The following is a 20,315-nucleotide window of genomic DNA, read 5'->3' on the forward strand; positions in this document are numbered from 1 at the left end:
CGAGGGCTGAGGCTGGCACCGACTTGGTAGCCAGCAACCCAGCGCCGAAGCAGGCTGAAATCGATGCCAAAGTGTTGTGCCACCTTGCGAAAGCCCCGGCTGCCCTCTAGGTAAGCGGTGATAGCCGTGAGCTTGAACTGCTCTGTGTATTTACCCATAGATCCCCCAAGGGTTGGATTGGTGTCCAACTTCTTGGGGGCAGTCCACCCTGTGGGAGCGGCTTTAGCCGCGAAGAGGCCGGTACAGGCAACAACCACTCTCAGTGCTGCTCACCAGCCCGCTTCAGCAATTTCTTGCAGCGCTCCGACAGATGCACCACCCGCAATTGCTTGCCGGCCCTGGCATAACGCTCGCGCAAGGTCTTCAACGCGGCAATCGCTGAATAATCGACAAAGCTCAAATGCTGGCAGTCCAGGGTCACCTTGGCCGGGTCGTTAGCCGGGTCGAACTGGTTCAGGAACACCGTAGTCGAGGCAAAGAACAGTGTGCCGTGCACCTGGTAACGCTTGCCGCCCTCCCCATCCTCACGGCTATCGGCATACAGCTCCCGCGCATGCTGCCAGGCAAAGTTCACCGCCGCGATGACGATGCCGAACAGCACCGCCACCGCCAGGTCGGTGAGCACCGTGACCACGGTCACCGCGATGATCGCCAACACATCGCTAACCGGCACCTTGTGCAGCACCCGCAAAGACGCCCAGGCAAACGTCTGCTGCGCCACAACGAACATCACCCCGACCAGCGCCGCCAGCGGAATGCGCTCGATAAGCGGCGACAGGAACAACACGAACAGCAGGACCATCACCCCGGCCACCACGCCCGACAGCCGGCCACGGCCATTGGAGCTGAGGTTGATTACCGTCTGGCCGATCATCGCGCAGCCCCCCATGCCACCGCACAGGCCGGAAACCATGTTGGCCGCGCCCAGTGCCATGCACTCGCGGTCCGGGTAGCCACGGCTCTCGGTGATTTCATCGGTCAGGTTGAGCGTCAGCAGGGTTTCCAGCAGGCCGACCATAGCCATCAGCACCGCGTAGGGGGCGATGATCTTCAGGGTCTCGAGGTTCCACGGCACGTCTGGCAGGGCCAGCTGTGGCAGGCCACCGGCGATGCGCGCCATGTCGCCCAGGGTGCGGGTAGGCAGATCTAGCAGGTACACCAGCAAACCAACACCAAGGATCGCTACCAGCGCTGGCGGCACCGCACGGGTCAACTTCGGCAGCACATAGACCACCGTCATGGTCAGCGCCACCAGGCCGATCATCAGGTACAGCGGTACACCGCCTAGCCAGTGCCCGCCCTCCTTGAAGTGCTCCAGCTGGGCCATGGCGATGACGATAGCCAGGCCGTTGACGAAGCCGAGCATCACCGGGTATGGCACCAACCGCACCAGCTTGCCCAGGCGCAGCAAGCCGAACAGGATCATCACCACGCCGCCCAGCAAGACCGTGGCCAGCAGGTACTGCGCACCGTGCTGCACCACCAGCGCAACGATCACCACCGCCATCGAGCCGGCGGCACCGGAAATCATCCCCGGCCGACCACCGAACAGCGCCGTCAGGGTGCAGATGATGAAGGCGCCATACAGGCCCATCAGCGGGTTGAGGTGAGCCACCAGGGCAAAGGCGATGCACTCGGGCACCAGGGCGAACGAGGTGGTCAGGCCGGCGAGCACGTCGGCACGGAGTCGGGCGGGTTTCATGGGTATCCTGTGGTGCAGTCCGGATGGACGGATCGAAAACAAGCGGGCGCGATGTTACGGAATTTGTCCGGCAGCGGCCACCGTTCAGCGCACCCGCTCCCGGCTTTGCACCGCCAGGTCCAGGGCGCGCCGCATGTCCAGGCGCGCCGAACGCCCCAGGTCGGGGTGGTTCAGTTGGCCGCCACGCTCAGACGGCAGGATCGGCGCCGTCAGGTCCTCGGCGTCCATCGCTTCGAAATCCTGCTCGGCGCCCAGGGTCAAGGCGCTGCGTCGCAACAGCATGCGCACCTGTTCGGGGGTCAGGGCCGGGTTGATCGACAGCATCGTCGCCACGGTTGCAGTCACCAACGGTGTTGCGTACGACGTGCCACAATGCGCAGCGCCCGCACCCGGGCGAATGCAGGCCGCCGCACTGACATCCACGCGCATGTCGATGTTGGAGCTATGACGCTTGCGCACATGGCCAGGGTGTTCGACCGCCACTGACTTGTCACTGCGCTGGTGCCCGCCCACCACCAGCAATTGTTCGGTGATGAACGACGATGGCAGGCGATATTCATCCGTACCCGACCAGGACGCACCATTACCTGCCGAGTTGACCACCACCACATCAGGGTGCTCGGCGCGCAGCCACAGGAAGAACTCCTCGAGCAGTTCCTCATAGCCACTCATGGCCAGCCCGGAACGCACCAGCGAATCGACTTCGTCACCTTTGACATCGCGCGCCCCTACCCGATGGATGCCCCAGCTCCAGTTCAACACCCGCACCCCATCCTCGACCAGGTTCACCGATGCAGCGATGTTGGCGGTGATACCGGCATCCGAGTTGCGCTCGACAATCACCTCGAAGCCAGGACTGTGCTTGCCCAGCCTTGGCAAAAAGCCTTCATCCTGGTTCGCCAGGATACCGGCCACATGGCTGCCGTGACTGCCTGGGCGGCCACCGTCGCGCGCATACAGGCACGTCTGCGCCTGCTCGCAGCGCCCTCGATAATGGCTGAAGCCTGGCGCGTCGAAGTCCACCTCTCGCTCGATCACCCCGACCCGCACCGGTTGCACCGGCAAGCTGGAAGCGGCAATTCGCCGCTGGTAGTAATACAGCGCGTCCATGAAGCGGTTTGCGGCCCATTCATCCGCCTGATTGATGGCCTGGGCATCGCGTCCGCTGCCTTCCTCGCCACGCTCCGGGGCAGACTCCTCGACAATCACTGCATCCACGCTGACTTCACTGCCCATGCGCAGGATCATCGCGTCGCGCTGCACCAGGTCGCCCACTGGCAAGCGCAACTGGTAGACATTCAGCGGCGGTATGGTACCCACGACCTGGGCGCCGTACTTCGCGGCGATCCGTCGGGCTTCGCCGTAGCCATCATGTTTTTCCTCGATCAAAAGGCTTACCAGGTCCACATAGGTGGTGAGGCCATCCATGTTCTTCGCCACTTCATCAGGCCCGGCGGCCACAACATGGCTGCGCTGGCGGGTGAGCCAAACCGGGTTGCTGGTGCGCTCGCCGTCTTCCAGCCACAGCGGAGCACTGCGCAGGGCTTGTTCCGCCAATTTGAGCGTAAGCCGGTCACCGTGCCGCTCGAAATCGGCTGTCGGCAGCCGCGCACCACCAAGCCAGACCGTCGGCAGCTGCGCCCCGAGCCCCTCGGCGCGCAGGCACCATTGCTGCTGGCCATCGCCAAGCAGGTCGCCGCAACGCTGCAGCTGCTTGATGCGCAACGAATCAGCTGCAGCCTGGGCACCAAGGCTGCAAAGCCACAACAACAGGATCAGACCACGCTTCATGCCATCAGCCCCACTCACTCCCTGTGAATGCGACTGACGGGAAAGATCAAAGGTTCAGCTATGGCGGACAGCCGTCTCGCCCCAGGTGCTTTGGTAGCCACTTCCCCATCATCGACATGATCCAGACCCGGCAGGAAGTCAGTAAATTTGCCATCATGTCCATTCCACCTGCGGAGATCATGGACATGCCGCTACGCCCCCTATTCGCCGCCTTGCTGCTGGCCGCCAGCCTCACCGCCCAGGCCGCCACCGAGGTATTGCCGCTACAACACCGCAGCAGCGCCGAACTGCTGCCCGCCGCCCAGGCGTTCATTGGCAAGGATGGCACGGTCAGCGCCTTCGAGAACAAGCTGATCGTCAACGCCAGCCCCGAGCGCATCGACGACCTGCGCACCCTGCTGCAACAGCTGGACACCGCACCCAAGCGCCTGCTGATCAGCGTCGACAACAACGACAGCAACTTCCAGGACAACCGTGGCAACGCACGTGTCATCCACTACGGCACCAGCAACCGTGACGGCGGCCTGCAGCAGATTCAGGCCAGCGAAGGCCAGCCGGCGCTGATCCAGGTTGGCCAGAGCATCCCGATCACCAGCACCAGCACCGACGGCTACGGACGCATCCAGAGCAACACCGAATACCGCAACGTGACCCAGGGTTTCTATGTCACCCCCACCTTGAGTGGTGACACGGTTCGTCTGCAAATAAGCACCAATAATGATCGCATCAGTCAGGAACGTGCTGATGTAGTGAAAGTGCAAAGCACCGACACGACAATCACCGGCAAGCTCGGAGAATGGATCACCCTGGCGGGCTACAACCAGCAGAGTCAAGCCGACCGTAGCGCGTCAAGCCACAGTTACAGCACCCAACGGGGTGAAAACATGACTTTGCGTGTCAAAGTCGACCTTCTCGACTGATCCCAGGCAATTCAAGGCCTCGACCAAAGGCCTTGAAACTGACTGCCAAGTCGCATTAGACCAAAGATGTAGTAAGTGAAAAAAACCACTACAAAACATTTGACAGGGTCTTTTTCCCAAGGGCATGATGGCCTCGCTCCCGCTAATCAGGGGCCCTGGCAAGGGCCTTCGAGGCGCGCTCCTCCCACCCCTGGAGGCGTCTCGTGTCTATACGGCCCACAAGGCGGTTCGACGGGATTGCGACTGCAACGAAGAAGTTGTCCCGAGGGACGGAAGCGCATCACCGCAGTAACGGCAATCGCGTAGCACCGCAGCAAGGCAACCACGAGCCGACCTGCCGGAGCACCCTTTCGCCCAGCCTGCACACCCTTCCCCTTCGAGCCTTCGCGTTCGCCGCCGCACTCCTGCGAACAGGACAGCCGCCAGCTCCTGATCTGCTCCGAGCATCAGCACAATTACCCCAAGATCGATGCGACGAGGTTTATTTCCATGGCACTGACACGCGAACAGCAAATTGCAGCCCTCGAGAAAGACTGGGCCGAGAACCCGCGCTGGAAAGGCGTGACCCGTACCTACACCGCCGCTGATGTCGTTCGCCTGCGTGGCTCCCTGCAGCCGGAGCACACCCTGGCCCGCCTGGGTGCAGAAAAACTGTGGAAGCTGGTCACCGAAGGTGCCCACCCGTCCTTCCGCCCAGAAAAAGATTTCGTCAACTGCATGGGCGCCCTGACCGGCGGCCAGGCAGTGCAGCAGGTCAAGGCCGGCATTCAGGCCATCTACCTGTCCGGCTGGCAGGTTGCCGCCGACAACAACTCGGCCGAGTCGATGTACCCTGACCAGTCGCTGTACCCGGTCGACTCGGTACCGACCGTGGTCAAGCGCATCAACAACGCCTTCCGCCGCGCCGACCAGATCCAGTGGAAAGCCGGCAAGAACCCGGGCGACGATGGCTACATCGACTACTTCGCACCGATCGTGGCCGACGCCGAAGCCGGTTTCGGTGGCGTACTCAACGCCTATGAGCTGATGAAGAACATGATCGAAGCAGGCGCCGCCGGCGTGCACTTCGAAGACCAGCTGGCCTCGGTGAAAAAATGCGGCCACATGGGTGGCAAGGTGCTGGTACCGACCCAGGAAGCCGTGCAAAAGCTGGTGGCCGCGCGCCTGGCAGCTGACGTATCGGGCGTGCCGACCATCATTTTGGCCCGTACCGACGCCAACGCCGCCGACCTGCTGACCAGCGACTGCGACCCGTACGACCAGCCGTTCGTGATTGGCGAGCGCACCCGTGAAGGCTTCTACAAGGTACGCGCCGGCCTCGACCAGGCTATCGCTCGTGGCCTGGCCTACGCACCGTACGCCGACCTGATCTGGTGCGAAACCGCCAAGCCGGACCTGGACGAAGCCCGCCGCTTCGCCGAAGCGATCAAGAAGGAGTACCCGGACCAGATCCTGTCGTACAACTGCTCGCCTTCCTTCAACTGGAAGAAGAACCTGGACGACGCGACCATCGCCAAGTTCCAGCGCGAGCTGTCGGCAATGGGCTACAAGCACCAGTTCATCACCCTGGCCGGCATCCACAACATGTGGCACGGCATGTTCAACCTGGCGCACGACTACGCCCGCAACGACATGACCGCCTACGTGAAGCTGCAGGAGCAGGAATTCGCTGACGCCAACAAAGGCTACACCTTCGTGGCGCACCAGCAGGAAGTGGGCACTGGCTATTTCGACGACATGACCACCGTGATCCAGGGTGGCGCATCGTCGGTGACTGCACTGACCGGTTCGACCGAGGAAGAGCAGTTCCACTGATAGTGGGTTGCTGCTGAAGAAAGGCCCGAGGCTTGTGAAAGCCCCGGGCCTTTCTTTTTGGTCTGTACCACACCTATCAGGAATACACCGAACCTGTAGGAGCGGCCTTGTGTCGCGAAAGGGCTGCAAAGCAGCCCCAGCATTTTTTGCCTCGATGCTTAAATCCCGGGGCCGCTCTGCCGACGGTGAATTGGGTGTCTTCTGTGGTCAATTTTGAATCCCCTGAAAATTCTCGACCGCCTGAACGGGCCCTTTCGCGGGTGAACCCGCTCCCACAGGGACTGTGCAAGTCTTGAAGACTGTGGTGATCCTGTGGGAGCGGGTTCACCCGCGAAGAGACCCGCCCAGACAACACATCACTCAAGCCTCAGTGCAAAGTCCGAGGCTCAGCAGGCATCTGCACCTGAATCAATGCCGACTCAAGCAAAGCCCGCAGCGCATCCAGCTCATGTATCGAGGTCATCATCAGGATCGATGCCGGGGATTTGGGCTGCAGCAGCAAGGCCTGATGCGCCACGGTCGCCGCGCACAGTGCGTAGTCGGTGGCCTGGATCAGGGTGTCTTCGAGGGACTGGGTGTTATGAGGTGGGTCGGGGACAACTTTCAGCATGACTCGCTCCTTTCTTTCCTGTTTGGCTACCATCCGCCCGCTGTCAAACGGTTGGGTGGCAGCTATGCGCGGGTTGACAGACCGGTGGAAAGAAAGAAAGACCGGCGCACGCGAGCGTGCCCACACGCACAGCCGCCATTGAGGCAAAGCGAGTGCACCTTCTTTCAATTCCGGCCTGTCAAAGCCGTGTCGTTGATGTGCAACGGCACGCCGAGACTAGAGCGCTGCCACAGCAGCCGCAACGGAAAAAGGCGGCAAGAGTATGTTTGGGAAATGGCCTACATGGAAGGGGTTAAATCCGACATCTCAGGTGTTCTGCGCCCGGTTGCGTCAGGGCGGCGAGGTGCCTGCCTTGTTTTTTGCGGTGTTGCATAGACCGAGCGCCGCCCGCGCGGCGCTCGGTCTCACAGGCGCCACATTCCTTTCATCAAGCCCATGGCAGCCCCAACACAATCCAAAGGCATCACCGGCAAAACCCACGATCAGGTCTATGCTTGAGGCAGCCCAGCCGCAAGGACCGCCCATGCCTCGCCCAAGCCACCTGATGATTCTCGCCTTGGCCGCCGCAGCCTTCTATATATACGCACTGACCAGCGACAACACCCTGCTCGCCCTGCTGGCCAAACCGATCCCGGTACTGGCCCTGATCGCCTGGCTGCGCAGCGCTCCTGCCACACCTTATCGCCGCTGGATCACCCTAGGCCTGGCATTCTCGGTACTCGGCGACATCTTGCTGGCCATCCCCACTGACCTGTTCGTGTTCGGCCTGGCCGCCTTCCTCTGCGCCCACCTGGCTTACCTGCGCGCCTATTGCAGCCAGACCCTGCGCCCAGCCCTGCCCGCACTGCTGCTGAGCGCCATCACCGGCATCACTCTGCTCGGCGTGCTGGTCAGCCACGGTCTCGGCCCGCTACTGATCCCGGTCGTGCTCTATGCCTTGGCCATCAGCGCCATGCTCTGGCGCGCCCTGGCCTGTGGCGGGCTCGCCGCGCTCGGCGCCTGCCTGTTCGTGCTCTCCGACAGCCTGATCGGTATCGACCGCTTCGTCAGCCCGTTCGCCGCCACGCCGTACCTGATCATCCTCACCTACTGGCTCGGCCAGTGGGCGATCGCTTCATCAGCCAGTCATCGCTCAATCGATAAAGAATTGACCCAGAGCGGTACGAGCGGTGTCGAACGGTGCTAGAACAGAGGTTTTTCACATTTGCAAGTAGAGGGAATCGCCAGATGAACTTTACAAGGCGCAGAACAGAAGAAATATCAGGGCTCAGGCCAAATGATATTAATTATCATTACGAAACTTGCAATTCGTTACCCGCCGCAAGAAACATAATTAACAAAAACGCGCGCAATGCCCGAATATCAAGGCTTTCAGCCAGTTAGACGCAGGTTTTGTACTTAATCCTACGAATAATTTTGCGACAGAAATTTTACTTGCACGGGGTTTACCCATAAAATCAGCGCGATTGATTCAGCTGCGACATTTGGTCACTGGATGTGCGACACCAGGTCGCCGCTCTACACTTATTTCAGACTGCAGAGCTGGGTCTCTGTATAAGGATCTCTAGCATGTCCGATTCGGCAGGACTCATCGCCCACAACTGGGGCTTTGCCATCTTCCTCCTGGGTGTCGTCGGCCTGTGCGCCTTCATGCTCGGCCTGTCCAGCCTGCTCGGTAGCAAGGCCTGGGGTCGCGCCAAGAACGAACCCTTCGAATCCGGCATGCTGCCTGTCGGCAGCGCCCGCCTGCGCCTGTCCGCCAAATTCTATCTGGTCGCGATGCTGTTCGTGATCTTCGATATCGAAGCCCTCTTTCTCTTTGCATGGTCTGTGTCCGTCCGCGAAAGCGGCTGGACCGGATTCGTCGAAGCACTCGTTTTCATAGCAATTCTGTTGGCTGGTCTTGTCTACCTATGGCGCGTCGGGGCACTTGATTGGGCTCCCGAAGGTCGCCGCAAGCGGCAAGCGAAGCTGAAACAATGAGGCTTTGGCATGCAATACAATCTCACCAGAATCGATCCGGATGCGCCCAACGAGCAGTACCCGGTCGGTGAACGGGAAACCGTCACCGATCAACTGCTGGAGGACCAGGTCCACAAGAACATCTTCATGGGCAAGCTTGAAGATGTGCTGCGTGGCGCGGTCAACTGGGGTCGCAAGAACTCCCTCTGGCCGTACAACTTCGGCCTGTCCTGCTGCTACGTGGAAATGACCACGGCCTTCACGGCACCCCACGACATCGCCCGCTTCGGCGCCGAAGTCATCCGGGCCTCGCCGCGTCAGGCCGACTTCATGGTCATCGCCGGTACCTGCTTCGTCAAAATGGCGCCGATCATCCAGCGCCTGTACGAGCAGATGCTCGAACCGAAATGGGTCATCTCCATGGGTTCGTGCGCCAACTCCGGCGGCATGTACGACATCTACTCGGTCGTTCAGGGGGTCGACAAGTTCCTCCCCGTGGACGTCTATGTGCCTGGCTGCCCGCCACGCCCTGAGGCTTTCCTGCAAGGCTTGATGCTGCTGCAGGAGTCGATCGGCCAAGAACGACGCCCGCTTTCCTGGGTTGTTGGTGATCAAGGTATTTACCGTGCCGAGATGCCAGCCCAGAAAGACCTGCGTCGTGAGCAGCGCATTGCAGTAACCAACCTGCGCAGCCCCGACGAAGTCTGATCCAGCGACCTGCCGCCCGCTCCCCTGGAGCCGGCGGCCTGGCTTCATTCTTAACGTTGACCCAAAGCGACCGAGACCATGACAGCGGACAACGCTATTTTCATTCCGCCCTACAAGGCTGACGACCAGGATGTGGTCGTCGAACTGCATAACCGTTTTGGCGCCGAAGCATTCGTCGCCCAGGAAACCCGCACCGGCATGCCCGTGCTGTGGGTCAAGCGCGAGCAGCTCAAGGAAGTGCTCAGCTTCCTGCGCGGCGTGGCCAAACCGTACAGCATGCTGTACGACCTGCACGGCGTCGACGAGCGCCTGCGCACCCAGCGTCGCGGCCTGCCAGCCGCCGACTTCAGCGTGTTCTACCACCTGCTGTCGATCGAGCGTAACAGCGATGTGATGATCAAGGTGTCGCTCAGCGAAGGCGATCTGAACCTGCCGACCGTGACCGGTATCTGGCCGAACGCCAACTGGTACGAGCGCGAAGTCTGGGACATGTTCGGCATCGACTTTGCCGGCCACCCGCACCTCAGCCGCATCATGATGCCGCCCACCTGGGAAGGCCACCCTCTGCGCAAGGACTACCCGGCCCGCGCCACCGAGTTCGATCCCTACAGCCTGACCCTGGCCAAGCAGCAGCTTGAAGAGGAATCGGCACGCTTCAACCCGGAAGCCTGGGGCATGAAGCGCCAGGGCGCGAACGAGGACTACATGTTCCTCAACCTCGGCCCCAACCACCCTTCCGCGCACGGTGCCTTCCGTATTGTCCTGCAGCTGGACGGCGAAGAGATCGTCGACTGCGTACCGGACATCGGCTACCACCACCGTGGCGCCGAGAAAATGGCCGAACGCCAATCCTGGCACAGCTTCATCCCCTACACCGACCGTATCGACTATCTCGGCGGGGTGATGAACAACCTGCCGTACGTGCTCGCGGTCGAGAAGCTGGCCGGCATCAAGGTGCCACAGAAGGTCGACACCATCCGCGTGATGCTGGCCGAGTTCTTCCGTATCACCAGCCACCTGCTGTTCCTGGGTACCTACATCCAGGACGTCGGCGCCATGACCCCGGTGTTCTTCACCTTCACCGACCGCCAGCGCGCCTACACCGTGATCGAAGCGATCACCGGTTTCCGCCTGCACCCGGCCTGGTACCGCATCGGTGGCGTCGCCCACGACCTGCCGCGCGGCTGGGACAAGCTGGTCAGGGACTTCGTCGAATGGCTGCCCAAGCGCCTCGACGAGTACGAAAAGGCCGCCCTGCAGAACAGCATCCTCAAGGGCCGTACCATCGGCGTTGCCGCGTACAACACCAAGGAAGCGCTGGCCTGGGGTACCACCGGTGCCGGCCTGCGTGCCACCGGTTGCGACTTCGACCTGCGCAAAGCCCGCCCCTACTCCGGCTACGAGAACTTCGAGTTCGAAGTACCGCTGGCCCACAACGGCGATGCCTACGATCGCTGCATGGTCCGTGTCGAGGAGATGCGCCAGAGTATCCGCATCATCGACCAGTGCCTGCGCAACATGCCGGAAGGCCCGTACAAGGCGGATCATCCGCTGACCACGCCGCCGCCGAAAGAGCGCACCCTGCAGCACATCGAAACCCTGATCACGCACTTCCTGCAAGTCTCGTGGGGCCCGGTCATGCCGGCCAACGAGTCGTTCCAGATGATCGAGGCGACCAAGGGCATCAACAGTTACTACCTGACGAGCGATGGCGGCACCATGAGCTACCGCACCCGGATCCGTACCCCGAGCTACCCGCACCTGCAGCAGATCCCTTCAGTGATCAAAGGCAGCATGGTCGCCGACCTCATTGCGTACCTGGGCAGTATCGACTTCGTTATGGCTGACGTGGACCGCTAAGCATGAACAGCACGCTTATCCAGACAGACCGTTTCGCCCTGAGCGAAACCGAGCGCTCGGCCATCGAGCACGAAATGCATCACTACGAGGACCCGCGCGCGGCGTCCATCGAAGCCCTGAAGATCGTCCAGAAGGAACGTGGCTGGGTGCCGGACGGCGCCATTCACGCCATCGGCGAAGTACTGGGCATCCCGGCCAGCGACGTCGAAGGTGTCGCCACCTTCTACAGCCAGATCTTCCGTCAGCCGGTCGGCCGCCACATCATCCGCGTGTGCGACAGCATGGTCTGCTACATCGGCGGCCATGAATCCGTGGTCAGCCAGATCCAGAGCGAACTGGGCATCGGCCTGGGCCAGACCACCGCCGACGGGCGCTTCACCCTGCTGCCGGTATGCTGCCTGGGCAACTGCGACAAGGCCCCGGCGCTGATGATCGACGACGACACTTTCGGTGACGTGCAGCCGGCTGGCGTTTCCAAACTGCTGGAGGGTTACGTATGACCATTACTTCCTTCGGCCCGGCCAACCGCATCGCGCGCACGGCCGAAACCCACCCGCTGACCTGGCGCCTGCGTGACGACGGCGAGCCGGTCTGGCTTGCCGAGTACGAATCGAAGAACGGCTACGCTGCCGCCCGCAAGGCGCTGGCGCAAATGTCGGCCGACGACATCGTGCAAAGCGTCAAGGACTCCGGCCTCAAGGGCCGCGGTGGTGCAGGCTTCCCCACTGGCGTGAAGTGGGGCCTGATGCCCAAAGACGAATCCATGAACATCCGCTACCTGCTGTGCAATGCGGACGAAATGGAGCCGAACACCTGGAAGGACCGCATGCTGATGGAGCAACAGCCCCATCTGCTGGTCGAGGGCATGCTGATCAGCGCCCGCGCCCTGAAGGCCTACCGTGGCTACATCTTCCTGCGTGGCGAATACACCACCGCAGCGAAGAACCTCAACCGCGCCATCGAGGAAGCCAAGGCCGCCGGCCTGCTGGGCAAGAACATCCTCGGCAGCGGTTTCGATTTCGAGCTGTTCGTGCACACCGGTGCCGGCCGCTACATCTGCGGTGAAGAAACCGCACTGATCAACTCGCTGGAAGGCCGTCGCGCCAACCCGCGCTCCAAGCCGCCCTTCCCTGCCGCCGTTGGCGTGTGGGGCAAGCCGACTTGCGTGAACAACGTCGAAACCCTGTGCAACGTCCCGGCCATCGTCGCCAACGGCAACGACTGGTACAAGTCGCTGGCCCGCGAAGGCAGCGAAGACCACGGCACCAAGCTTATGGGCTTCTCCGGCAAGGTGAAGAACCCGGGCCTGTGGGAATTGCCGTTCGGCGTCACCGCCCGCGAACTGTTCGAGGATTATGCCGGCGGCATGCGCGACGGCTTCAAGCTCAAGTGCTGGCAGCCAGGCGGCGCCGGTACAGGCTTCCTGCTGCCCGAGCACCTCGACGCGCAGATGTACGCCGGCGGCATCGCCAAGGTCGGCACCCGCATGGGTACCGGTCTGGCCATGGCGGTGGACGACAGCATCAACATGGTTTCGCTGCTGCGCAACATGGAAGAGTTCTTTGCCCGCGAGTCGTGCGGCTGGTGCACCCCATGCCGTGACGGCCTGCCGTGGAGCGTGAAGATGCTGCGCGCACTGGAAAAAGGTCAGGGCCGCGCCGAAGACATCGAGACGCTGCTGGGCCTGGTCAACTTCCTCGGCCCTGGCCGTACCTTCTGTGCTCATGCACCGGGTGCCGTCGAGCCGCTGGGCAGTGCCATCAAATACTTCCGGTCCGAGTTCGAGGCCGGTGTCGCTCCCGCTGCGGCTGGCGATGCCCTGCGCCCCAACCTGGCCAAGCCGATCGTGGTCGGCGCATAACAAGATGATTGAGGCGGGTGGTCCGTGCCACTCGCCAGCTTGCCGGCAGGCCCGAGAAATCGTGGCGTGTCGCAAGCTCACCGATTTCCATTAGCCACGCCCGCTCACGCGGGCCAACGAAGAACTTTGAACAATGGCCACTATCCACGTAGACGGCAAAGCGCTCGAAGTCAACGGTGCAGACAACCTGTTACAGGCCTGTCTGTCGCTCGGCCTCGACATCCCTTATTTCTGCTGGCACCCGGCGCTTGGTAGCGTTGGTGCCTGCCGGCAGTGCGCGGTCAAGCAGTACACCGACGAGAACGACACCCGCGGTCGTATCGTCATGTCCTGCATGACCCCTGCCTCCGACGGCACCTGGATCTCCATCGACGATGAAGAGTCCAAGGCGTTCCGCGCCAGCGTCGTCGAATGGCTGATGACCAACCACCCGCACGACTGCCCGGTGTGCGAGGAAGGCGGTCACTGCCACCTGCAGGACATGACGGTAATGACCGGCCACAACGAGCGCCGCTACCGTTTCACCAAGCGTACCCACCAGAACCAGGACCTCGGCCCGTTCATCGCCCATGAGATGAACCGCTGCATCGCCTGCTACCGCTGCGTGCGTTACTACAAGGACTATGCCGGTGGTACCGACCTGGGCGTTTACGGCGCCCACGACAACGTGTACTTCGGCCGCGTCGAAGACGGCGTGCTGGAAAGCGAATTCTCCGGCAACCTGACCGAGGTCTGCCCGACCGGCGTGTTCACCGACAAGACCCACTCCGAGCGCTACAACCGCAAGTGGGACATGCAGTTTGCCCCGAGCATCTGCCACGGCTGCTCCAGCGGCTGCAACATCAGCCCGGGCGAGCGCTACGGCGAACTGCGTCGGGTGGAAAACCGTTTCAACGGTTCGGTCAACCAGTACTTCCTGTGCGACCGCGGCCGCTTCGGCTATGGCTACGTCAACCGCAAGGATCGCCCGCGCCAGCCACACCTGGCCGACGGCACCAAGCTGGGCCTGGACGCTGCCCTGGACAAGGCCGCCGACCTGCTGCGCGGCCGTACCATCGTCGGTATCGGCTCGCCACGCGCCAGCCTGGAAAGCAACTACGGCCTGCGTGAACTGGTAGGTGCCGAGTACTTCTACTCGGGCATGGAGGCCGGCGAACTGGCCCGCGTGCGCCTGGCCCTGAACGTGCTGAACAACAGCCCGCTGCCGGTCCCGACCCTGCGCGACATCGAAGATCACGACGCCGTGTTCGTGCTTGGTGAAGACCTGACCCAGACCGCTGCCCGCGTTGCCCTGGCCGTGCGCCAGGCTACCAAGGGCAAGGCCGAGGCCATGGCCGAAGCAATGAAGGTGCAACCGTGGCTCGACGCCGCCGTGAAGAACATCGGCCAGCACGCGCTGTACCCGCTGTTCATCGCTTCGCTGGCTGAAACCAAGCTGGACGACGTCGCCGAAGAATGCGTGCACGCCGCCCCGGCCGACCTGGCCCGTATCGGTTTCGCCGTGGCCCACGCTATCGACCCGAGCGCCCCTGCCGTCGAAGGCCTGGACGCCGAAGCGAAAGCCCTGGCCCAGCGCATCGCCGACGCCCTGGTCGCAGCCAAGCGCCCACTGGTCGTAGCCGGTACCTCGCTGGCCGACCCGGCGCTGATCGAAGCCGCCGCCAACATCGCCAAAGCGCTGAAACTGCGCGAGAAGAACGGCTCGCTGAGCCTGGTGGTGCCTGAAGCCAACAGCCTCGGCTTGGCCATGCTCGGTGGCGAGTCGGTCGATGCCGCGCTGGACGCGGTCATCAGCGGCAAGGCCGATGCCATCGTCGTGCTGGAAAACGACCTGTACACCCGCGTACCAGCCGCCAAGGTCGATGCAGCCCTGGCCGCAGCCAAGGTAGTGATCGTTGCCGACCACTCGAAAACCCCGACTGTCGACCGCGCCCACCTGGTGCTGCCGGCCGCCTCGTTCGCGGAAGGCGACGGTACCCTGGTCAGCCAGGAAGGCCGTGCCCAGCGCTTCTTCCAGGTCTTCGACCCGCAGTACCTGGACAGCAGCATCCAGATCCACGAAGGCTGGCGCTGGATGCACGCCCTGCGTGCCACCCTGCTGAACAAGCCAGTCGACTGGACCCAGCTGGACCACGTCACCAGCGCCTGCGCCGAAGCCGTCCCGCAACTGGCCGGCATCGTCAACGCCGCACCAGGCGCCGCATTCCGCATCAAGGGCTTGAAACTGGCCCGTGAGCCGCTGCGCTACTCCGGCCGTACCGCCATGCGCGCCAACATCAGCGTGCACGAGCCACGCACCCCGCAAGACAAGGACACTGCGTTCGCCTTCTCCATGGAAGGCTACTCGGGTTCGGCCGAACCGCGCCAGCAGGTTCCGTTCGCCTGGTCGCCGGGCTGGAACTCGCCGCAGGCCTGGAACAAGTTCCAGGACGAGGTCGGCGGTCACCTGCGTGCCGGTGACCCGGGCGTGCGCCTGATCGAATCGCAAGGCGACCGTCTGCACTGGTTCAACGCCATTCCGGGCGCCTTCAACCCAGCCCGTGGCACCTGGACTGCCGTGCCGTTCTTCCACCTGTTCGGCAGCGAAGAGAGCTCCTCGCGCGCCGCCCCGGTGCAAGAACGCATCCCGGCAGCCTATGTGGCCTTGGCCAAGTCCGAAGCCGACCGTCTGGGCGTCAACGACGGTGCCCTGCTGAGCCTGAACGTGGGCGGTGTGGCCCTGCGCCTGCCGCTGCGCATCAATGAAGAGCTGGGCGCTGGCCTGGTCGCGTTGCCGAAAGGCCTGGCCGGCATTCCGCCTGCCATCTTCGGTGCATCCGTCGAAGGTCTGCAGGAGGCAGCACAATGAGCTGGTTCACCCCCGAAGTGATCGATGTGATCCTCTCCGTGCTGCGGGCCATCGTGGTCCTGCTGGCGGTGGTGGTCTGCGGCGCGCTGCTCAGCTTCGTCGAGCGCCGTCTGCTGGGCTGGTGGCAGGACCGTTACGGTCCGAACCGCGTCGGCCCGTTCGGCATGTTCCAGATCGCTGCCGACATGCTGAAGATGTTCTTCAAGGAAGACTGGAACCCGCCCTTCGTCGACCGCGTGATCTTTACCCTGGCACCGGTAGTGGCCATGAGCGCACTGCTGATCGCCTTCGTGGTCATCCCGATCACCCCGACCTGGGGCGTCGCCGACCTGAACATCGGCCTGCTGTTCTTCTTCGCCATGGCCGGCCTGTCGGTCTACGCGGTGCTGTTCGCCGGCTGGTCGTCGAACAACAAGTACGCCCTGCTGGGCAGCTTGCGTGCCTCGGCACAGACCGTGTCGTACGAAGTGTTCCTGGGCCTGGCGCTGATGGGCGTAGTGGTGCAGGTGGGTTCGTTCAACATGCGCGACATCGTTGAATACCAGGCCCAGAACCTGTGGTTCATCATTCCGCAGTTCTTCGGCTTCTGCACCTTCTTCATCGCTGGCGTCGCCGTGACTCACCGTCACCCGTTCGACCAGCCAGAAGCGGAGCAGGAACTGGCCGACGGCTACCACATCGAGTATGCCGGCATGAAATGGGGCATGTTCTTCGTCGGTGAATACATCGGCATCATCCTCATCTCGGCGCTGCTGGTAACCCTGTTCTTCGGTGGCTGGCACGGCCCGTTCGGCATCCTGCCGCAACTGTCGTTCCTGTGGTTCGCGCTGAAGACCGCGTTCTTCATCATGCTGTTCATCCTGCTGCGCGCCTCGATCCCGCGCCCACGCTATGACCAGGTGATGGACTTCAGCTGGAAGTTCTGCCTGCCGCTGACCCTGATCAATTTGCTGGTGACCGCTGCGATCGTGCTCTACAACACGCCAGCCGTCGCGGCCCAGTGAGGATTTGACCCATGTTCAAGTATATCGGCGACATCGTTAAGGGCACCGGCACCCAGCTGCGCAGCCTGGCAATGGTGTTCTCCCACGGGTTCCGCAAGCGCGACACCCTGCAGTATCCCGAAGAACCCGTGTACCTGCCGCCGCGCTACCGCGGCCGCATCGTCCTCACCCGCGACCCCGACGGCGAGGAGCGCTGCGTAGCGTGCAACCTCTGCGCGGTGGCCTGCCCGGTCGGCTGCATCTCGCTGCAGAAGGCCGAGACCGAGGACGGCCGCTGGTACCCGGAGTTCTTCCGCATCAACTTCTCGCGCTGCATCTTCTGCGGCCTGTGTGAAGAAGCGTGCCCGACCACCGCGATCCAGCTGACTCCGGATTTCGAAATGGCCGAGTTCAAGCGTCAGGACCTGGTGTACGAGAAAGAAGATCTGCTGATCTCCGGCCCCGGCAAGAACCCTGACTACAACTTCTACCGTGTTGCGGGTATGGCAATCGCTGGCAAGCCGAAGGGCGCTGCGCAGAACGAAGCCGAGCCGATCAACGTGAAGAGCTTGCTCCCATAAGGACAGAAAGATGGAATTCGCTTTCTACTTCGCATCCGGGATCGCCGTGGTCTCCACCCTTCGGGTGGTGACCGGCACCAACCCTGTGCACGCCTTGCTTTACCTGATCATTTCGCTGATTTCCGTGGCCATGATCTTCTTCGCCCTGGGTGCGCCGTTCGCCGGCGCCCTGGAAGTGATCGCCTACGCCGGCGCCATCATGGTGCTGTTCGTGTTCGTGGTGATGATGCTCAACCTCGGGCCGGCTTCGGTCGCCCAGGAGCGGGGCTGGCTCAAGCCCGGCATCTGGGCCGGGCCGGTGATCCTCGCCGCCCTGCTGCTGCTGGAGCTGCTGTACGTGCTGTTCGTCACCCCGAGCGGCGCCGGCATCAGCGGTACCACCGTGGGCCCGAAAGAAGTCGGCATCAGCCTGTTCGGCCCTTACCTGCTGGTGGTCGAACTGGCTTCGATGCTGCTGCTGGCCGCGGCCGTCACCGCCTTCCACCTGGGCCGCAACGAGGCGAAGGAGTAAATCATGGGTGCTATCCCTCTCGAGCATGGTCTGGCGGTCGCCGGCATCCTGTTCTGCTTAGGTCTGGTTGGCCTGATGGTCCGCCGCAACATCCTCTTCGTGCTCATGAGCCTGGAAGTCATGATGAACGCCTCTGCCCTGGCGTTCGTCGTCGCCGGTGCCCGTTGGGTCCAGCCCGACGGCCAGGTGATGTTCATTCTGGTGATCAGCCTGGCAGCCGCCGAAGCCAGTATTGGCTTGGCCATCCTGCTGCAGCTGTATCGCCGCTTCCACACTCTCGACATCGATGCTGCCAGTGAGATGCGCGGATGAACCTTCTCTTCCTGACTTTCGTCTTCCCCCTCGTCGGCTTCCTGCTGCTGTCGTTCTCGCGCGGGCGGTTCTCGGAGAACCTTTCCGCCCTGATCGGCGTCGGCTCGGTAGGCCTTTCGGCCGCCGTTGCCGCCTACGTCATCTGGCAATTCAACGTCGCCCCGCCTGAAGGCGGCGCGTACAGCCAGCTGCTGTGGCAGTGGATGTCGGTGGACGGCTTCGCGCCGAACTTCACCCTGTACCTGGACGGCCTGTCGGTCACCATGCTCGGCGTGGTCACCGGTGTCGGCTTCCTGATCCACCTGTTCGCCTCCTGGTACATGCGTGGCGAAGCCGGCTACTCGCGTTTCTTCGCGTACACCAACCTGTTCATCGCCAGCATGCTGTTCCTGGTGCTGGGCGACAACCTGCTGTTCATCTACTTTGGCTGGGAAGGCGTGGGCCTGTGCTCGTACCTGTTGATCGGTTTCTACTACAGCAACCGCAACAACGGTAACGCGGCACTCAAGGCATTCATCGTCACCCGCATCGGCGACGTGTTCATGGCCATCGGCCTGTTCATCCTGTTCGTCCAGCTGGGTACCCTGAACGTGCAGGAACTGCTGGTGCTGGCACCGCAGAAGTTCCAGGCTGGCGACACCTGGATGGTGCTGGCAACCCTGATGCTGCTGGGTGGTGCGGTCGGTAAATCGGCCCAGCTGCCACTGCAGACCTGGCTGGCCGACGCGATGGCCGGCCCAACTCCGGTCTCCGCACTGATCCACGCGGCAACCATGGTGACCGCGGGCGTGTACCTGATCGCTCGTACCAACGGCCTGTTCCTGCTGGCACCGGACATCCTGCACCTGGTAGGCGTGGTCGGTGGCGTGACCCTGGTACTGGCCGGCTTCGCCGCGCTGGTGCAGACCGACATCAAGCGTATCCTCGCCTACTCGACAATGAGCCAGATCGGCTACATGTTCCTGGCCCTGGGCGTTGGCGCCTGGGACGCGGCGATCTTCCACCTGATGACCCACGCCTTCTTCAAGGCCCTGCTGTTCCTTGCCTCCGGTGCGGTGATCGTTGCCTGCCACCACGAGCAGGACATCTTCAAGATGGGTGGCCTGTGGAAGAAATTGCCGCTGGCCTACGCCAGCTTCGTGGTCGGTGGCGCTGCCCTGGCTGCCCTGCCGATCGTGACCGTGGGCTTCTACTCCAAGGACGAGATCCTCTGGGAAGCCTTCGCCAGTGGCAACACCGGCCTGCTGTATGCCGGCCTGGTCGGTGCGTTCATGACCTCGCTGTACACCTTCCGCCTGATCTTCATCGCCTTCCACGGCGAAGCCAAGACCGAAGCCCACGCTGGCCACGGCATCAGCCACTGGCTGCCGCTGGGCGTGCTGATCGTGCTGTCGACCTTCGTCGGCGCCTGGATCACCCCGCCGCTGGCAGGTGTGTTGCCTGAAAGCGCCGGCCACGCTGGTGGCGAAGCCAAGCACGCGCTGGAGCTCACTTCGGGCGCCATCGCCATCGCCGGTATCCTGCTGTCGGCCCTGCTGTTCCTGGGCAAGCGCCGCTTCGTCAGCGCCATCGCCAACAGCGGTATCGGCCGTGTCCTGTCGGCCTGGTGGTTCGCCGCCTGGGGCTTCGACTGGATCTACGACAAGCTGTTCGTCAAACCTTACCTGCTGATCAGCCACATCCTGCGCAAGGACCCGGTTGACCGCAGCATCGGCCTGATCCCTCGCCTGGCTCGCGGCGGCCACGTCGCCATGAGCAAGACCGAGACCGGCCAGCTGCGCTGGTACACCGCTTCGATCGCCGTTGGCGCAGTGCTGGTACTCGGCGCTGTGGTAGTGGCCGCGGTATGAC

Annotated in this window: 18 protein-coding genes; 14 read left to right on the top strand and 4 right to left on the bottom strand. The window is 62.7% G+C overall.

The genetic code is table 11. The features are described 5' to 3' along the window. The 3 genes from CAF92_RS24540 to CAF92_RS24550 form a co-directional block, all read right to left on the bottom strand. A partial coding sequence (locus tag CAF92_RS24540; RefSeq protein ID WP_143516222.1) for a transposase occupies positions 1-158 on the bottom strand: 158 nt, incomplete at its 3' end. Positions 159-259: 101 nt separating this feature from the next. Further along, positions 260-1,702, bottom strand: a complete 1,443-nt coding sequence (locus CAF92_RS24545; protein ID WP_085602193.1) for a SulP family inorganic anion transporter — start codon at positions 1,700-1,702, stop codon at positions 260-262. Positions 1,703-1,786: 84 nt separating this feature from the next. Further along, positions 1,787-3,493 (bottom strand): S8/S53 family peptidase, encoded by a 1,707-nt coding sequence (locus CAF92_RS24550; protein ID WP_085602194.1) that lies wholly within the window; start codon positions 3,491-3,493, stop codon positions 1,787-1,789. Positions 3,494-3,648: 155 nt separating this feature from the next. Between CAF92_RS24550 and CAF92_RS24555 the strand changes: the two genes are divergently transcribed. Beyond that, on the top strand, positions 3,649-4,413 hold the full coding sequence (locus CAF92_RS24555; protein ID WP_173015139.1) for a secretin N-terminal domain-containing protein: 765 nt from the start codon (positions 3,649-3,651) through the stop codon (positions 4,411-4,413). 489 nt (positions 4,414-4,902) lie between these two features. Continuing rightward, positions 4,903-6,228 (top strand): isocitrate lyase, encoded by a 1,326-nt coding sequence (aceA, locus tag CAF92_RS24560; RefSeq protein WP_013973380.1) that lies wholly within the window; start codon positions 4,903-4,905, stop codon positions 6,226-6,228. 367 nt (positions 6,229-6,595) lie between these two features. Here aceA and CAF92_RS24570 read toward each other — a convergent pair whose 3' ends face one another. Continuing rightward, positions 6,596-6,838, bottom strand: coding sequence for a hypothetical protein (locus tag CAF92_RS24570; RefSeq protein WP_085602196.1), 243 nt, complete (start codon positions 6,836-6,838; stop codon positions 6,596-6,598). 523 nt (positions 6,839-7,361) lie between these two features. Between CAF92_RS24570 and CAF92_RS24575 the strand changes: the two genes are divergently transcribed. The 12 genes from CAF92_RS24575 to nuoL all read left to right on the top strand — a co-directional run bounded on the left by CAF92_RS24575 (position 7,362) and on the right by nuoL (position 20,314). After that, a complete protein-coding gene (locus CAF92_RS24575) occupies positions 7,362-8,024 on the top strand; it encodes a lysoplasmalogenase (RefSeq protein WP_085602197.1) in 663 nt (220 codons plus the stop codon). A gap of 383 nt (positions 8,025-8,407) precedes the next feature. Then, positions 8,408-8,821, top strand: a complete 414-nt coding sequence (locus CAF92_RS24580; protein WP_003251427.1) for an NADH-quinone oxidoreductase subunit A — start codon at positions 8,408-8,410, stop codon at positions 8,819-8,821. 9 nt (positions 8,822-8,830) lie between these two features. Continuing rightward, a complete protein-coding gene (locus tag CAF92_RS24585) occupies positions 8,831-9,508 on the top strand; it encodes an NADH-quinone oxidoreductase subunit B family protein (protein ID WP_003251429.1) in 678 nt (225 codons plus the stop codon). A gap of 78 nt (positions 9,509-9,586) precedes the next feature. Then, positions 9,587-11,368 carry an NADH-quinone oxidoreductase subunit C/D gene (gene nuoC / locus CAF92_RS24590; protein WP_085602198.1) on the top strand — a complete coding sequence of 594 codons (1,782 nt, stop codon included), beginning with the start codon at positions 9,587-9,589 and terminating at the stop codon, positions 11,366-11,368. Between the two features lie 2 nt (positions 11,369-11,370). Then, the gene (gene nuoE / locus CAF92_RS24595; protein WP_003251433.1) at positions 11,371-11,868 is read left to right on the top strand and encodes an NADH-quinone oxidoreductase subunit NuoE; all 498 of its coding nucleotides are present in this window, start codon (positions 11,371-11,373) and stop codon (positions 11,866-11,868) included. Next, positions 11,865-13,229 (top strand): NADH-quinone oxidoreductase subunit NuoF, encoded by a 1,365-nt coding sequence (gene nuoF, locus CAF92_RS24600; protein WP_085602199.1) that lies wholly within the window; start codon positions 11,865-11,867, stop codon positions 13,227-13,229. The genes nuoE and nuoF overlap by 4 nt, the downstream gene beginning before the upstream one ends. A 133-nt stretch (positions 13,230-13,362) precedes the next feature. Next, complete coding sequence (gene nuoG / locus CAF92_RS24605) at positions 13,363-16,077, top strand: NADH-quinone oxidoreductase subunit NuoG (protein WP_085602200.1); 2,715 nt, start codon at positions 13,363-13,365, stop codon at positions 16,075-16,077. Next, positions 16,074-17,081 (top strand): NADH-quinone oxidoreductase subunit NuoH, encoded by a 1,008-nt coding sequence (gene nuoH / locus CAF92_RS24610; RefSeq protein ID WP_028632275.1) that lies wholly within the window; start codon positions 16,074-16,076, stop codon positions 17,079-17,081. The genes nuoG and nuoH overlap by 4 nt, the downstream gene beginning before the upstream one ends. Positions 17,082-17,092: 11 nt before the next feature. Then, positions 17,093-17,641, top strand: coding sequence for an NADH-quinone oxidoreductase subunit NuoI (gene nuoI / locus CAF92_RS24615; protein ID WP_016488223.1), 549 nt, complete (start codon positions 17,093-17,095; stop codon positions 17,639-17,641). A gap of 10 nt (positions 17,642-17,651) precedes the next feature. Further along, a complete protein-coding gene (gene nuoJ / locus CAF92_RS24620) occupies positions 17,652-18,152 on the top strand; it encodes an NADH-quinone oxidoreductase subunit J (protein ID WP_003261007.1) in 501 nt (166 codons plus the stop codon). A 3-nt stretch (positions 18,153-18,155) separates the two neighbouring features. Then, entirely contained in the window at positions 18,156-18,464 is a 309-nt protein-coding gene (nuoK, locus tag CAF92_RS24625) for an NADH-quinone oxidoreductase subunit NuoK (protein WP_003251446.1), read from the top strand. Next, positions 18,461-20,314 (top strand): NADH-quinone oxidoreductase subunit L, encoded by a 1,854-nt coding sequence (gene nuoL, locus CAF92_RS24630; protein ID WP_046615590.1) that lies wholly within the window; start codon positions 18,461-18,463, stop codon positions 20,312-20,314. The genes nuoK and nuoL overlap by 4 nt, the downstream gene beginning before the upstream one ends. Position 20,315 lies beyond the last annotated feature (1 nt).

The sequence above is a fragment of the Pseudomonas sp. B10(2017) genome (assembly GCF_002113295.1).
Classification (GTDB): Bacteria; Pseudomonadota; Gammaproteobacteria; order Pseudomonadales; family Pseudomonadaceae; genus Aquipseudomonas; species Aquipseudomonas pudica.